The following is a 14927-nucleotide window of genomic DNA, read 5'->3' as shown; positions in this document are numbered from 1 at the left end:
GGCTTCCAAATTTCTTCTAATTCTGTTCAATTTACGTGCGAACGGGAAGGAAAAAGATGGTTTGAGGTCAAATAATTAACAGAGAAATCTATTATTTTTTTGGGAGGTATGTATGGCAAGACCAAAAAGAATTTGGAGTCCCAATCACTTCCACCATGTTGTAAGCCGGGGAAATTGGCGGGCCGATCTGTTCCAGGAAGATCATGACTTTGTATCCTTTATGAATCTTCTGCATTACTTTCACCGTAAGACCGGCCTGGAGCTGGCAAGCTACTGCTTGATGAGCAATCACTTTCATCTGCTGCTCCGGACCCAAAAAACACCGCTCCCCGGAGTGATGAGAAACTTGAACAAAGCTTACGCAGATTATTTTAATAAGCGCTATGGAGTGCAGGGACATGTATTTGAGAAGAGGTATTTCAGCAAGCCCATTTATGATGCATATGGCCTCCTCGAGGTCAGCCGCTATATCCACTTAAACCCCGTCGAAGCCTCAATTGTCGATCACCCCCTGGACTATCGCTGGTCCAGCTTCCCCTACTTTGAATCCAGCCGAAGAAATCTTCCCGATTATATGAATATCTCCGAGGTGTATAATCTTTTCACTGGAAAGACGGATGCCCAGAAAAAAACGGCTTATTGTACTTGGCTGATGAAGAAATATAAAGAGAGTTTAGTTTAGATTAGTTTGGTGTGGGGTGACAGTTGGTTGGTGACAGGCACCTATACCAGTTGTCCAAATTGGTACGGGTGCCTGTCACCTTAATAACAATAAAACAAAGAGGATGCACCAAATGTTTTTTGGCATCCTCTTTGTTTTAGTTGCCGGAACCTTCGGATGTATCTGCAGCACTGCTGCTGTCTTGAGCCGAAACTGTCTCAGCTTCTGGTACCGTATCAGGCTGGTTTTCTGTTTCTTGATTTCCATCCGCTGTTTTATCAGATTGATCGTCTTTTGGCTTCCCATCAGGCGGAGCAGCCCTCTCTCCTTCCGCTGGCGGAACCGACTTTGAATCTCCCGGTTTTGCAGCTGGATCTTGATTAGCAGGTTTTTCGTTATTATTAGGTTTTTCGGCAGGAGTGGATTGTTTGTTCTTCTCTTTTTCTTCTTTCGCCTTTGCTTCTGCTTCAATTTGCTCCTTTACTTTATTGATATTACTTTTTATACCGTTAATTTCACTTTCCAGTCGGGCACTATCAGTATTATAACTTTGCAGGCTATCTTTGTAGGATTGGAGATCTTTCTCATATTTATCAAGTAGATTCTTAAAATTGACTTCTTCGCTCTCCAGGTCCTTCAGTACTTCCTTCAGCTCCACTTTAGCTTGTTCCATCGGTTTAAGCACTTCAGCGAAGTAAGCCTCATCATATGTGCATTCATTAATAGCAGCAACTTTAATACCATTGATTTTATTAACTAGATTCTCAATTTCAGTTAATTTCTGATTTCCGTCTGTTTTGGCCTCCTTCAAGGAGATGTCCACATAGCTCCTGATGCTTTGTGAAAAGGTGTTCAGCGTTTGGTACTCTTTTTCTATTTCTTGTATTTTACTGTTCACAGCCTTCAATTGGGTTTGTGCATTGCTCAATTGGCTATCCAGTGATTTCTGCTGTGACACCAGTTGATTATCTTTTGTTCCCGCCACTGCATCAGCAGCGACTGTACTATCAGCAGAGCCATTTTTCCCGTTCGCATCAGAAGATGCCAATTGAGAAATTGCCGTATTCTTCTCTTTCAGCTGCTCCCCAGTCATTATAGCTGCTTTTGCCTTTGAGATAACTTCATCAGATAAAGTAACCGATAAATCCCGATAATCTTCTTCAATTACTTTAGGAAAAATGAAGCAAGCTCCAATCTCTATTTCTTCTTCCTGGCTGTCATTGAATTGTGCATATGTAGGCGATGCCAGCTGTGCACCTCCAAGAATCATGGAAGAAAGCGCTGTGCTGGCTGAGAAAGCTTTAAAAAGGTTTCTGCGCTTTTCTGTCCTTTCCCTATTGATTTTCTTTCCTCTTGGCTCCACCGGTAATATCCCTCCTCCTGAAAAGACCCCTTCTTGGTCAAGTTCACTATTGTTCGTTATATAGAATAATTATACATGTTCAACTTACATATTAAAAGTAAAATAATAAAAATTTTCCATTTTATTCGTACTGTTTGGTGACAGGCACCTATACCACTTCCTCTAAGTGGTATAGGTGCCTGTCACCATCAATAACTCTCCCCCGCCTTTTAGACTCCCGCCAAATGCGGTATAATAAAGGAATATGTATTTTATCGGAACGCTGTTGTTTTTGTGTGCTTTTTTGTGTTTTTTCATCCGGTTTTTGCCGGGTTAGAGTATAGGGGGGATTGTTATGGCGCAGATTCCTGAGCGGTATTTGGAGGGGCTGCAGTTTGCTGCGGGCGAGCTGAAGAGCCTGCTGAGGCCGGAGGACCAGGAAGATCAGAAGGTGGTCCAGAAGGGCCTGCTTTTGTATCATCAGGGGCTTGTGCATCAGCTGAAGTATGAGGGTGACCAGATTACGGCCGTGGTCCAGGATGTGACGCCGGCAAAGGTATCGCTTGACCTTGACTTCATTAACCATAGTGAATGCTCCTGTCCGCATGAAGGGTTCTGCCGGCACCGGATGGCTGCGTTTTTCTATCTCTTGTCCCAGGGCAGCAGTGTGGCCGCCTGGCTCAATGACTGGCGCCAGCCGGTCAAAGAGACAAAGACGGCCGCTCTGCAGGGACTGAAGACGGCAAGGGATCTGCTGAAGGCGAACAAACAGCAGCAGGAACCTGATTATGACAACTGGAAATCTTCCATAGAGGAAAGTTTTGATAAAATCCTGCTTGGCCAGGGTGACCCGAAGCCTTATGTGATGGCAGAGCTGTTCCAGGTCCACCTGCGCCGTCTCAGGGCGGCGGCCCCGGTCGAGCAGGAATGGCGGCTCCTTTATATGCTGATTGCGCATATTGTTTCTTTTAAAAAGCTTATCTCCCTGAGCATGGAGCTCGGCTATTTCGAGGATACGATCAACCGCTATTACCGCCATCTCTTCCATCTCATGACCGAAGAAGCGGCTGACATTACCGGCAAGCTGACGGTCCAGTCTGTGCCCTTTGCGTTTGATGAATTCATCGGGAAGCTGAAAGAGGAAACCGCGGAGCTTCTGACGAACGACTTTGAGATTGAATATGAGCGCGCGCATCTCTACCGTCTGCTTTGGACCCATCTCTTCAAGAGCAAGGAATGGCGGGAAGAGGAAGTCAACAAGCTTAACAGTCTTCAGGATGAGCCAACAATGCCTCTGGTTGTCGGGGTGACCCATCTTCATATCCTTCTTCGTGAGGATGAAGATGCGATGCGGAATATCCAGGTCCCTAACGCGGAGATGACGCCATATATGTTATACTGGCTCGACTATTTCACCGCCCTTAAGGAATGGAAGCGGATGGCTCCGTTTGCTGAGGTGTTTGTCTCACGGCTGAAGGAGTATCTGAGCTGGAACAATGAATATAATGCGAGCATGGATTTTTCCAGGATGGCTTTGAAGGCACTGCGCCCCTATACCGGCGAGACGCGGCGGTCTGATCTGTATGAGAAAGCCATGATTCAGACGCTGCCGTACAGTTACCGGGAATATGAGGATGTTCTTTTTGAACAGGAAAACTATGAAAAGTGGGCAGAGCTGCAGGCTTATATCGGCTTTGATATCAGCATGCTCCCTTCTGAGCGGATCAAAAGGATTCAGCAATCCGAGCCTGAAATCCTGCTTGGGCTTTACCATCAGTCTGTGCAGGGCCATATCAACATGAAGAGCCGGGATCATTACCGGGAGGCTGTCCGCAAGATGAAGAAGCTGCGGACCATCTATAAAAAATTAAAGCGGCAGAATGATTGGGAGCTTTTTCTGGAAATGATTCTTGAAAAGACCAGGCGCCTGCGTGCCTTTCATGAAGAATGCAAAAGGGGTAAGCTGATCGATGCTTAAAACACGTTTTATAAAAGTGAACGTCAAACAATATGATAATGATACTTTTTTCATTGGAGCTTCTGATGAGCAAGGCAAATGGATGGTGCCAAACGAATGGCAGAACCTGCTGTTCAACAATCATAAGGAAAGTTTTTTCGGGACGATGCTTGCACCGGCTGAGCTGGATGGCGCCCCTGGCCTCCTGGTCAACGGCTGGCAGCTCGCTACGCTGTTTGCGAACGAGCAGTTCAACCGCCTGATCGAATGGGACTGGGACGAAACGGCCGAGATCTGCCTGGCTGCCGGACATGCGCTTGAGGAGTCGATTCTTGAAAAAGAATGGGTCCCTGATTTCAAGGCATGGGAGCGGAATGAATTTCACTGGGCGCTGCCTGAGAATGTGCTTTACGAGTTTGATGATTCCTTCTGGGAGCGTCCCCTTGATGAAGGAGAAGAGGAACGCTCTGTCAAAGCCTTCGTCCAGCATTGGTTTGACCGCTCTTTGAATGATTATTTGAACCGCAATAAAGAAATGAAAGAAATGTTCGGAAAAAAAATAGACAGCCTGCAAAATGAAGATATTGCGCCAAGCCAGCTGGCTGCCTACTTTGACGAAGAAAGCTGGCAGGAATGGATTGGGCTGAAGGAAAATGATATCCCATTTACAATCGGACTGAAGCTTGAAGAGCCTGCTGATATAGACAGCTTCTGGGACTTGTCTATTTTTCTGCGAGGAAAAAAGGATCCTGATCTGTTTGTCGATTACCGTGATGAAAGCAACTATCCGCGGGGCTGGATGAAGTATCAGGAGGTCATTGAACGGGAGCAGCATCGCTGGATCAATGTATTTCCCTGGCTGAACGGCAATCGCGGCATTTCAACCCGCCTGACGGAAGACGAAGCATGGACTTTCCTGACAGAAGCAAGTGAAACGCTGCTTGCGCTTGGCGTCGAGATTCTCCTTCCTTCCTGGTGGCAGGCGATGAAGAATGCGAGCATGAAGGTGAAGGCGAAGGTAAAAGGAAATTCCGGCAGCCACCGCCCTTCCTTCGTCGGACTGCAGGCAATGCTTGATTATGACTGGCGCTTCAGCATGAACGGAGTCGAGCTGTCAGAGGATGAGTTTAATAAACTGGTTGAAGAGAAGCGCCGCCTTGTCTATATCCGCGGCCGCTGGATCAAACTCGACCACGGCTTTATCCGCCAGATTCAGGATTTGATGAAAAAAGCGGAAAAAGAGGGGCTGCATGTCCGTGATTTGATTGAGCAGGAATTGTCCGGAGAAGATGATTCAGAAGATGAGCTCGATAATCCGAAAGCATTCGCCCGCATCCAGATTGAATTGAACCGCCAGTGGAAGCAGATGGTGAAGCAGCTGCGCGAGGTGAACAATATCCCGCTCGCTGATGCGCCGGAAGCACTTCACGGCGAACTCCGTCCCTATCAGCAGCTTGGGATGAGCTGGCTGTTATTCCTTAGGAAATACGGATTTGGTGCCATTCTCGCTGATGATATGGGGCTCGGAAAAACCGTCCAGCTCATTTCTTATTTATTAAAGGTTCGCGAGCAGGAACAAGATGGTGCCTCTCTCATCATCTGCCCGACGTCGGTGCTCGGCAACTGGCAAAAAGAGATTGAACGATTTGCCCCTGATCTGAAGGTTTATCTCCATTATGGACAGAATCGCCTGAAGGATCAGATGTTCACGGAAGAGGCTGAGAAAGCAGATATTGTTTTGACATCCTACGGCCTGACCCATCTGGATTTGGCTGATTTCGAGGCTGTCACCTGGAGCTCGATCAGCATTGATGAAGCCCAGAATATTAAAAATGCGCAGACCAAGCAGTCCCGGGCAGTCCGGAAGCTGCGCGGCAAGCATCATATTGCCCTGACGGGGACGCCGATGGAAAACCGTCTCAGCGAGCTGTGGTCGATTTTCGATTTTACCAATCATGGCTATCTCGGCAGCCTCGGGCAATTCCAGAAACGGTTCATCCTCCCGATCGAGAAGGAAGATGAAAAAGAAAAAGTCCAGCAGCTCCAGGCAATCATCCGCCCCTTCCTTCTGCGCCGGACGAAGAAGGACAAAGAAGTTGCCTTGAACCTGCCGGATAAGGTGGAGCAGAAGGAATATTGCCCGCTGACCGCAGAACAGGCATCGCTTTACGAGCAGCTGGTCAAAGACACTTTTGCCGAGATTGAGAAACTGTCAGGCTTTGAGCGCAAAGGGCTTATTCTCCAGCTGCTCAGCCGCCTGAAGCAGCTTTGCAATCACCCGGCTCTTTACTTGAAGGAAGAGAAGCCTTCCCATCTGCTCGAACGGTCATCTAAGCTTGAGAAGCTGAACGAGCTCGTCGATGCCGTCCTGGAGCAGGAAGAAAGCTGCCTTATTTTCACCCAATATATTGAAATGGGGCATATGATCCAGAAAATCATGAAAAAGCGGCACGGAATTGATGTGCCATTCCTGAACGGAAGCGTCTCAAAGAATGAGCGCGACCGCATGATCACCAGGTTCCAGGATGGGGAGTTCCCTGTCTTCCTGCTGTCCCTGAAGGCAGGCGGAACCGGATTGAATCTGACAGCAGCGAACCATGTTATCCACTATGACCGCTGGTGGAACCCGGCTGTAGAGAACCAGGCGACAGACCGTGCCTACCGGATCGGCCAGGAACGTTTCGTCCACGTTCACAAGTTGATCTGCACAGGAACCTTGGAAGAGAAAATTGATCTGATGCTAGAGAAAAAGCAAACGCTCAACGACCAGGTAATCCAAAGCGAAAGCTGGATCACGGAGCTGTCCACCGATGATCTCCGTGATCTTGTGCATCTGGCTTAAATTTTATAAAGTCCGTTTCTGTCTTTTGTATTCCACAAGAGATGGCAGCGGGCTTTTTTCTTTGGTTTTTACCCGGCTGTCAGGCACCTGCATCGCAAATGACACACTATTACGGCTGGTTTTTATCAGAAGGCTTGATAGGAGACGATAGTTGATTCCGTTATTTTCACGGAGAAGATTCTCCCGGCCGCCCGGCTCGTTGTCATACTGCAGCTGCTTGATATCAGTGTGATTTAATCTGGAATAGATGCGGTGTGAGGTGTTTTGATCAAAGAGGATTTGGCAGAAGTGGGCTGATGGGTAGGGCTTCAGCAGCTGAAGGGCATCAAAAAAGCCTGGTTTAAAATCAATGTTGATTTTCCTCGCATCTGTTGTTTGAAAGTAAAGCTGATGTTCCACCCTTTTTGGATTTTTCTCCATAAATAAAATACACTCCTTATCATTGGTATTCGTTTCCATTTTTCTATTTCGACAGCTTTCTTCAAATTTCCTCTATTCTTTTTTCTCTTTTATTAACGTGCGTGATTTTCACTATTATAAGTGTGAACCATTTTCACAGATGATTTATTCATTCCCGATTCTCGTTAGATTAAAGGAAAGTGATGAACGAGGGTGGACAAGATGAGCCTAGCGGATAAATTGAAAGAATTGCGGAATGTGAGGAACTGGAAACAAGAATATGTGGCTGAATTGATGAGGATTGACCGTTCAACGATCAGCCGGTATGAAAACGGCAAAAGCATACCTCCCTATCAGATCGTCCTTCAATTTGCAGATATATTCGGGGTGGATAAGGAATACTTGATCGAAGAGCTGGATGAAATGCTGAAAAACGCCAATACTTCCTATGTGCTAAAGGAAAATCCCGAAGATTTGGACATGGAAATGATTCGCCGTCTCCTCGCTCAGACTCCTTCCTTGAAGGAACCTTTGCTGGAATTGGCATTATTCGATAACTGGACGAATGAATATATTGCCGGAATTTTAAAAGCGGTCATTAAAGAGCATAAAAAGTTCAGGAGAATGACGTGAATATTATTTTTGGGCGCTCTTTTAGCGGAAGGGTGCTTTTTTGTGCGGAGGATTTAATAGTCAGCAGGGAGATTAGAAATGATAAAAACCGGCAATCCCACTCGGAGACTGCCGGTTTCTTATTAACTGCTACATTTTTTGTTTTCCAGGCTGGACAGGCAATGGCTTCCTAATCTTGACCGGATCTGGTTTTACAGGTGTCGGATTGATTGGCTTGCCTTTTTCCGTGTCTTTACCTTTGTCTGGTGTTTCACCTTTTGCTGGCGGTGTTTCGCCTTCTTTCAGCTTATAAAGCTCTATTGTCCTTGCCGTCTTGTTCCCTGCCAGGTCGACAGCTTCAAAGACGAACTGGTTCTCACCTTCCGCAAGTTCTAGTTCAATATTTTCAAAGACTTTCTCAATGCTTCTCATTGCATAGGGCTCTTTAAATTCATTGTAGAAGAGCTCGCTGCCATTTAAATAGAAGCGCAGTTCATCAAAGTTGTCTGCTACCTTGACATTGACAACCGGGTTGTCGGCATCATGCTTGACATATTTTGTTGAAGGTAGTCCGTTTACCTCTACTGAAGGTCCGGTTGCATCCACAAGAATCGTGCGCTTGAAGGAGATAGAGTTTTTCGCTGTGTCTGTTGCTTTAACCACAAACGAATGAACCCCATCTTCAAAATGCATAGTAGTAGAGAACTCATATTGCTTCTTGTCTTCATTATAAGTGACATCGACTGATTTGCCGTCAATGGTGAATTCTTTTATGCCTGATTCTTCTTTGATTGTTCCTTTAACATTCAAGTCATTTTTATTGTACACTTCCAGTGCTGCAGGCTCAGTCAGGTAAACATATGGAATCGTATTGTCTTTGCTGCCAACTTCAGCAGTAGACTCAGAGTAGTTGCCTGCATTATCGACCGCGACAACCGTTACTGTATCGCCAACTTCAAGTCCTTCCGGAAGAACGAACTCAGCAGTATCGCCATTTAAAGGAATCTCCAGGATAGATTCGTCATTGATATAGATATCAAGATAGGAAATTCCTGAACCTCCTGCATTATCAGCTGCTTGAATGGACAGCTTTGTATTATCATCCACTAGATCAGCTTTAACGCTTGGCACTACAGTATCGACTTTAACAGGAATCTTGACGCTTTGCCATTCAGCATCAAGGAAGTCTATTTTAGTCTTGATTTCATAGTAATACTGCCCATCGGCGGCAATTTTGTTATTCAGCTTGCCGTCCCAGCCTCTGGCAGGAGTAAGTGAATAATTTGCTGCGGCTCCGCCATCGTAATAATGCTTGCGAAGATCGTTTTCGGTCCTCAGCTTCCTTAGAACCTTGCCGCTCTCATCAACAATAGAGAATTCAGCTTTCTTTGCATTTCTCAGGAATGAAAGAACCGGGATCAATTGTTCCTTTACTTTATCCCCATTTGGAGAAATGGCGATTGCTTCGCTCTCAAATGCATCAGCAACAGGATTGTAGCCTAAATAGCTGTAACTGTCTCCACTTTCATAAACAGCCCCTGCCATACCATAGAATGATTCTTGATCATCATATTTCATGCCATCAAGGATTGGCGCTTTATCCCACTCGCCCTTGAAGCCGACATAAGGTACAGACAGTTCTGCATTTACATCATTTGAGTCTGTCAATGTGACAAAGCCTTCTACAAAGTAGCCGTTCGGGAATACTTCGTCAATGTCCACCTTCGTTTCCCAGTCGCCAGTAATACTAGGCTCTATAACCTTAGCATCACTCACATCAACCGTTACCTTAAAAGTGACAGATCCATTTGCCGGTACAGTGACTTCTGCTGTATCCTGGCCTTCCACCTTAATTGACGAATTATGGATTTCCTGTGCTTCCAATCCATCTGCTGCCCAGCCAAGCTCTCCATAAGCCGCAAAGTCAGTCTGGAGATTAGCTTTCACGTCATATACAGCTTCTTCATCGCTGTAGTTTTCAGCTTTTAAAGTGAATTCGAAAGTGTCCCCGACTTCCTTAAGGGCAACCTTACCTTCATTGCTTTCTGCTTCCGTTACAATAACCGGAGTTTGAAGTGCCGAGTTCAGTTGCATGATCCCTGAGCCCTGGCGACGTGGCGAGTATGGAAGCTCCCACCCTTCACCTTTGTTAACAACCCCTTGATCAATAACAGGCTTAGCTGTGTTCATCAACAGATTTTTCGCTACGTTTACACGGTCGAAGCCTGTTACGCCAAATTCATTGTCAACACGTTCCAGAACAAGTGCAGATCCTCCAGATACATGAGGCGCAGCCATGGAAGTACCACTCATCATTCCGTACTGGTTGTTTTCAAGTGTAGAATAAATCTGTCCGCCCGGGGCTGTGATTTCAGGCTTGAAATCCAGGTTAGGCGTTAACCCCCATGAAGTGAAGGCACTCATTTTGCCAGCTTCAGGATTTGCTGATTTTGTTTTTTCACCATTAAAGGAGATTGTTACAGTCTCTCCTCCATTAATTGCTTCAGCCAGTTTATCTCCATCCTGCTTTAGCATGAAGAGCTGCGGGATGGTGATGGCTGGATCTGTCTGCATGTTTACATACCCATCAGCGTTGTTATAGATAATAACGCCAACCGCTCCTGCAGCCTGGGCATTCAGCGCTTTTTCGGTGAACGCCAATTCGCCGCGCTTGATAAGGGCATACTTTCCCGCCACTCCTGTAAGTTCGGCAGGCTTGCCTAAGCCGCCGTAAGCTACTTCATATGTCTTTTGTGATACATCATTCGGATGTACGCTGCTGGCTGATAAGAAGGCTGCCTTTCCGCTTTCATCACCAAATGTGTAGTTCACTGCATCAAGATCCATGTAAGAATTCTCAATGGAAGCTACTTGAAGTGAGTCATAACTCACACCTGGGGAACCTGACACCCCGATATCAGGGTTAGAAGCCCATGGGTTGGCATGGCCATTCCCATAGTGAGCTGAGTTGCCTGCAGAAATAGACATTAAAATGCCATTATCCACAGCTCTCTCGATTGCTTTTTGCTCCTGGTCCTCTGGAGAAACAAAGCCTGCTGTAGAACCAAGGCTCATATTCAGGACGTCTGCGCCTAATACGATGGCATCATCGATTGCTTTTACATAGATATCACTATAAGTGCTTGGCATTTCCGGGTCATTACCGAAAACCTTCAATGCAAGGATCTGGGCTTCAGGCGCCACACCCTTGATTCCGCCGTTTTCTTCGTCACCATTGGCTCCAACAGTTCCGGCAACGTGCATTCCGTGCATGGAAGCATCAGGACCGATATCGCGGATGGTATCATTTTCATCCATATAGTTGTAGCCATAGGGTACTTTTTCAGTATAAAATTTGCCTGGAAGTCCATTGGTGTTAATAAAAGTTTGAACTTCTGCACTGGACAATTCCTCTTCAGTTTCATCGGAAAGAATCATATCACGGTGGGACGGATCTACACCTGTGTCAATGACACCAACGATCATTCCCTCACCCTTGAAATCATACTCTCTCCATGCTTCCTGGGCCTGTACGAGCTCTTTGCTGTAGAGCATCTCAGGCTTTTCTTCAGGGCGTGTATATTCGTGGACGATCTGTACACTTTTTACTCCGGAGACTTCCTTCACTTTTTCGATATCTCCGAACATTACATCTGCACTGAAGCCATTGACTACAGTTGTAAAGCTTTCACGCTCAATAAGCTTTACCCTGCTTTTCTTGACCGAGTCTTTAACCTTCTGCTGCTCGGCAAGCTTTTGGCTGCTCAGCTGCTTCTTGGTTGCAGCCGGAAGCTCTTTAAATCTCTTATTCTGTTTTTGTGCATAAGAAATGGCAGGCTCGCCTTTCATTTCAACAATAACACGGACCATATCCGTGTTTTTATATTGCTTTTCAAGGTCCGCCTTCTTGATTTCCTGAATGGACTTTTGATTCTGCTGGCCTTTTGTGCTTCTTGCCTTCTCAGGCAAAGCGGCTGCTGATACAGAAGATGAGAAAACCAATAAAAATAGTGTGAATAATGCTAAAATTTTCTTAGCAGACTTCATGTCGTTCCCCCTTGCATCCTATTTATTCTGAATCTTTTTAATACTCTACTAAATTAACATAGTGTCAAGACAGTAGAAATGGGTATTAATACCTATTTGTTAGACAATTTTTCCACTTGCTTTTTTCCTAACGCAGGAATCTACACACCTTTCCATTAAAAGAAAAAATCCGACAGAAAATGTCGGAAAATGGAGTGATGGAGGGGGTGATTGATTTTCTATAATGAGGAAGAGGGGGTTGAAATCGGGCTACTGCGATGCAGCCAATCGGAGATCTTTGCTTATTCCGGATTCAGCATCTGTGTGTATTTCAATGAGCATACACTCGAGCTGTTTAATTCTGATTGCCAGCTCTTCTGATTTTTGATTGCTCCTTCCTACCATTTTAATCAGAGTTTCTAACAGCGCTTCAGTATTGGATTTACATTCAGGCTGCTGCCTCACTGGCTTACCAGCTCCTTCCCGCTGCTGCCGGCGGCAATTTCCCGTTTCGGCTCAAGGAATCTTACTGTTTCAGCAATCACTTCGGTCACATAAACCTTCCTGCCATCCTGGTTATCGTAATTTCTTGTCTGGATTCGGCCGGTTATCCCGATCAGAGATCCTTTCCGGCAATATTGGGCTGTGTTTTCTGCTGTTTTTTTCCATAGAGTACACTGAACAAAGTCTGCTTCAATTTCACCCTGCTGATTGCGGTACTGCCTGTTCACAGCCAGAGTAATATTTGTAACCGAAACACCCTCTGCTGTAATTTTCAGCTCTGGATTTCTTGTTAGCCTTCCTACTAAGATAGCCTGGTTGATCATGTCTCATCTCCTCTCTTTGTGATATGTCCAGTTTATGATGAATCACTGACTGCGTAAAAAGGATAAAAAGGTGTTATGGTGATAGTTTAGCGGCCTCCCAAATAGGAAAATCAGCATAAAATGCAATTTTCACCAATCTCTTCTTATCAAAAAGGGGAATTTGGCCTATCTGGCATTTTTTTTTCGACAAGGAGAAAAATTCGCTTTCATATATTGCTATGCTATAATTTAAAACAAAATAATCTAATAAAACCGGGAGGCCATTATGAAGACTTTTAAGTTGATCTCACTGCAGGTTGTTGAAGAAGATGGCTTGAAGGAAATCGCTCTCGATGACGGCCTGATCATCAATAAAGAGGATGAGTACAGCAACTGGCTTATTGAGGCTTATACAGACAAATCTTATACCCGTTATTTCTCCGACGCTCTTGACCAGCAAAAAGAGTTGGTTGTCCAGGCCGTCATCACAAAAAAGGAAAATGATCCTGCTGCCTTCCTGACCAAGGTTTCATCCATTAAAGAGCTGGAAAATCACATTAGCGTTCTGCTTGAGGGCAGCCTTAAAAGAACTAAAAGTGATTATGCAGAATTGCTGCTGGACAGTCTCCTTCAATCAGGCATGGAGGGCGATGTGCTGCTGAGTGAATTTAAAACTAAGATGAAAAGCAAACCAGGACTTGCTGCTGTTAAAAAATAAAAAATCTCCTTCTGCCAGGAGATTTTTTCTTTATTTCTGTTTTGTTCTTTTCTTGAGTTTCTCAATCAGCTGTTTAGCCTCTGTCTTACATGAATAATTGTATTCTTCACCTATTTCAGCCTGGAGATGTTCAATTTCTTCCATCTGCTCCTTGGAAGGCTCTTCCGAAAGGATCTTTTCAATCGTTTTATTTATTTTACCGGCAAGCTGTTCATGAAACTCCGGATCTGCCTTTGTCTCATCACTGAGCTGCGCGTACCAGGAGGCATGATTTGTAATATAGTCCTTCCAGCTGTCGACAAATTCCTGCAGATTGAATTTATCTTCATTCCAGCCGATTTTATTCATATATTGTTCGAATGATGTTGAGATTGATCTTGATATGCTAATTTTCACTCCTGGTGATAAATCTTTATACATGGAAATAAAGTACCCCCCAGTAAATTCTGTCTCCACAAGCATCATACCATATTTGCCTCATAGTATAAACTGCACGAAAAAAGAGCAGGTTCCCCTGCCCTTCTCATTCATTATTTATCTTTATTATCGTCATCCTGCATGTCAAGATCGTCTTCGACCGCATCTTCGCCAGGATCATTATTATCTTCCATCATATCCTTGTCTTCGTCAGTGTTGATGTCGCCGTTTTCGCCATTATCGTCGATAACGCCGTTGTCATCTTCGCTGATGTTGCCATTGTCTTCGTTATTGCCATTCATGTCGCCGTTTTCTCCGTTCATGTCGCCTTCTTCAACAGGCGGCGTGTTATCGTCTTCCGGAGGCGGCTCCTGGTCATTATTGCATCCTGCCAATACCATAGCTGAAAGCACCGATCCGCCAATTAATGTTAAAAGCCTTTTCTTCATAAGTAAAAAGCTCCCTTCTGGTTGTTTATATTGACCTTGGTCTTTTCATATGATGTCCAAAAAAAGAAACAACTTGCATATAAAAAATTATTTTAGGGGGATTTTTATATGCAAGTTGTCACCTGCTGGCCAGGATATTATATACATACACGTATATGGGACAAGCTAAACGTGTTAGTTTGTTTTTTCGGCATATTAAAAAAGAATGTCCGGCAGCCGGACATTCTGAATTTATTCCTGCTTATCTCCAAGGGCAAACGTCAGCTCTGCTTCGCAGACAAGCTCCCCATCTACTGTTGCGGTGCCTTTCCCTTTTCCGATGGCTCCTCTTACACGTGTCATTTCAACTTCAAGACGGAGCTGGTCGCCCGGCTTTACCTGTCTTTTAAAACGGCAGTTATCTATGCCTGCAAAGAAGGCGAGGCGCCCGCGGTTTTCCTCTTTTTTGAGCATGGCCACGGCACCGACCTGCGCCAAAGCTTCAACAATCAGCACTCCTGGCATAACCGGGTAGTCCGGGAAATGCCCGTTGAAGAATTCCTCATTCGCCGTCACATTTTTTATCCCAATTGCCCTCTGCGCCTCTTCAACCTCAAGGATGCGGTCCACGAGCAGGAAAGGATAGCGGTGGGGAATGATTTCTTTGATTTGGTTTATATCCAGCATAATTTAGTACCTCCTACTAATAATAGGTATCA

At 45.2% G+C, this 14927-nt stretch carries 13 protein-coding genes; 6 read left to right on the top strand and 7 right to left on the bottom strand.

Annotation, left to right across the window (positions count from 1 at the left end; genetic code table 11):
• The first annotated feature begins 112 nt into the window (after positions 1–112).
• On the top strand, positions 113–682 hold the full coding sequence (locus tag Q9R36_RS13785; RefSeq protein ID WP_311225332.1) for a transposase: 570 nt from the start codon (positions 113–115) through the stop codon (positions 680–682).
• Between the two features lie 136 nt (positions 683–818).
• Here the strand turns inward: Q9R36_RS13785 and Q9R36_RS13780 are convergent, their stop codons facing one another.
• Positions 819–1931, bottom strand: coding sequence for a hypothetical protein (locus tag Q9R36_RS13780; protein WP_311225331.1), 1113 nt, complete (start codon positions 1929–1931; stop codon positions 819–821).
• A 427-nt stretch (positions 1932–2358) separates the two neighbouring features.
• Here Q9R36_RS13780 and Q9R36_RS13775 point away from each other — a divergent pair, with 427 nt between their 5' ends.
• Both Q9R36_RS13775 and Q9R36_RS13770 read left to right on the top strand, forming a co-directional pair.
• Positions 2359–3981 (top strand): SWIM zinc finger family protein, encoded by a 1623-nt coding sequence (locus Q9R36_RS13775; protein ID WP_094769185.1) that lies wholly within the window; start codon positions 2359–2361, stop codon positions 3979–3981.
• On the top strand, positions 3974–6802 hold the full coding sequence (locus Q9R36_RS13770; RefSeq protein WP_311225330.1) for a DEAD/DEAH box helicase: 2829 nt from the start codon (positions 3974–3976) through the stop codon (positions 6800–6802). Before Q9R36_RS13775 ends, Q9R36_RS13770 begins: the two co-directional genes overlap by 8 nt.
• A 3-nt stretch (positions 6803–6805) precedes the next feature.
• On the opposite strand, the gene Q9R36_RS13765 is transcribed toward Q9R36_RS13770, so the two are convergent.
• The gene (locus tag Q9R36_RS13765) at positions 6806–7222 is read right to left on the bottom strand and encodes a hypothetical protein (RefSeq protein ID WP_306010196.1); all 417 of its coding nucleotides are present in this window, start codon (positions 7220–7222) and stop codon (positions 6806–6808) included.
• Between the two features lie 201 nt (positions 7223–7423).
• Between Q9R36_RS13765 and Q9R36_RS13760 the strand changes: the two genes are divergently transcribed.
• Positions 7424–7834, top strand: a complete 411-nt coding sequence (locus Q9R36_RS13760; protein WP_009792681.1) for a helix-turn-helix domain-containing protein — start codon at positions 7424–7426, stop codon at positions 7832–7834.
• 129 nt (positions 7835–7963) lie between these two features.
• Here the strand turns inward: Q9R36_RS13760 and Q9R36_RS13755 are convergent, their stop codons facing one another.
• Positions 7964–11860, bottom strand: coding sequence for a S8 family serine peptidase (locus Q9R36_RS13755; protein WP_311225329.1), 3897 nt, complete (start codon positions 11858–11860; stop codon positions 7964–7966).
• Between the two features lie 210 nt (positions 11861–12070).
• On the opposite strand from Q9R36_RS13755, the gene Q9R36_RS13750 reads away from it, so the two are divergent.
• Positions 12071–12220, top strand: coding sequence for a hypothetical protein (locus tag Q9R36_RS13750; protein ID WP_156917030.1), 150 nt, complete (start codon positions 12071–12073; stop codon positions 12218–12220).
• 80 nt (positions 12221–12300) lie between these two features.
• Here the strand turns inward: Q9R36_RS13750 and ssb are convergent, their stop codons facing one another.
• Complete coding sequence (gene ssb / locus Q9R36_RS13745) at positions 12301–12666, bottom strand: single-stranded DNA-binding protein (RefSeq protein ID WP_009792678.1); 366 nt, start codon at positions 12664–12666, stop codon at positions 12301–12303.
• A 265-nt stretch (positions 12667–12931) separates the two neighbouring features.
• Between ssb and Q9R36_RS13740 the strand changes: the two genes are divergently transcribed.
• Positions 12932–13363, top strand: a complete 432-nt coding sequence (locus Q9R36_RS13740; RefSeq protein WP_311225328.1) for a YwpF-like family protein — start codon at positions 12932–12934, stop codon at positions 13361–13363.
• Positions 13364–13393: 30 nt separating this feature from the next.
• Here the strand turns inward: Q9R36_RS13740 and Q9R36_RS13735 are convergent, their stop codons facing one another.
• The 3 genes from Q9R36_RS13735 to fabZ all read right to left on the bottom strand — a co-directional run bounded on the left by Q9R36_RS13735 (position 13394) and on the right by fabZ (position 14895).
• Entirely contained in the window at positions 13394–13783 is a 390-nt protein-coding gene (locus Q9R36_RS13735) for a hypothetical protein (protein WP_306010198.1), read from the bottom strand.
• 110 nt (positions 13784–13893) lie between these two features.
• Positions 13894–14229: a hypothetical protein gene (locus Q9R36_RS13730; RefSeq protein WP_009792675.1), complete on the bottom strand. Its 336-nt coding sequence runs from the start codon at positions 14227–14229 to the stop codon at positions 13894–13896.
• A gap of 231 nt (positions 14230–14460) precedes the next feature.
• Positions 14461–14895: a 3-hydroxyacyl-ACP dehydratase FabZ gene (gene fabZ, locus Q9R36_RS13725; protein WP_009792674.1), complete on the bottom strand. Its 435-nt coding sequence runs from the start codon at positions 14893–14895 to the stop codon at positions 14461–14463.
• Between the last annotated feature and the right edge of the window lie 32 nt (positions 14896–14927).

Origin of the sequence: Bacillus sp. AG4(2022) (assembly GCF_031844465.1) — a bacterium.
Taxonomy (GTDB): Bacteria; Bacillota; Bacilli; order Bacillales; family Cytobacillaceae; genus Bacillus_AB; species Bacillus_AB infantis.
The sequence above is the reverse complement of the archived record's forward strand: the minus strand, read 5'-3'. Positions and strand labels throughout refer to the sequence as shown.

Excerpts from the sequence above, each read along its gene's own strand:
- Q9R36_RS13775 (WP_094769185.1), top strand. The coding sequence starts at position 2,359 with ATGGCGCAGATTCCTGAGCGGTATTTGGAGGGGCTGCAGTTTGCTGCG.
- Q9R36_RS13735 (WP_306010198.1), bottom strand. The coding sequence starts at position 13,783 with ATGTATAAAGATTTATCACCAGGAGTGAAAATTAGCATATCAAGATCA.
- Q9R36_RS13755 (WP_311225329.1), bottom strand. The coding sequence starts at position 11,860 with ATGAAGTCTGCTAAGAAAATTTTAGCATTATTCACACTATTTTTATTG.
- Q9R36_RS13765 (WP_306010196.1), bottom strand. The coding sequence starts at position 7,222 with ATGGAGAAAAATCCAAAAAGGGTGGAACATCAGCTTTACTTTCAAACA.
- Q9R36_RS13780 (WP_311225331.1), bottom strand. The coding sequence starts at position 1,931 with ATGATTCTTGGAGGTGCACAGCTGGCATCGCCTACATATGCACAATTC.
- Q9R36_RS13740 (WP_311225328.1), top strand. The coding sequence starts at position 12,932 with ATGAAGACTTTTAAGTTGATCTCACTGCAGGTTGTTGAAGAAGATGGC.
- fabZ (WP_009792674.1), bottom strand. The coding sequence starts at position 14,895 with ATGCTGGATATAAACCAAATCAAAGAAATCATTCCCCACCGCTATCCT.
- Q9R36_RS13785 (WP_311225332.1), top strand. The coding sequence starts at position 113 with ATGGCAAGACCAAAAAGAATTTGGAGTCCCAATCACTTCCACCATGTT.
- ssb (WP_009792678.1), bottom strand. The coding sequence starts at position 12,666 with ATGATCAACCAGGCTATCTTAGTAGGAAGGCTAACAAGAAATCCAGAG.
- Q9R36_RS13760 (WP_009792681.1), top strand. The coding sequence starts at position 7,424 with ATGAGCCTAGCGGATAAATTGAAAGAATTGCGGAATGTGAGGAACTGG.
- Q9R36_RS13770 (WP_311225330.1), top strand. The coding sequence starts at position 3,974 with ATGCTTAAAACACGTTTTATAAAAGTGAACGTCAAACAATATGATAAT.
- Q9R36_RS13730 (WP_009792675.1), bottom strand. The coding sequence starts at position 14,229 with ATGAAGAAAAGGCTTTTAACATTAATTGGCGGATCGGTGCTTTCAGCT.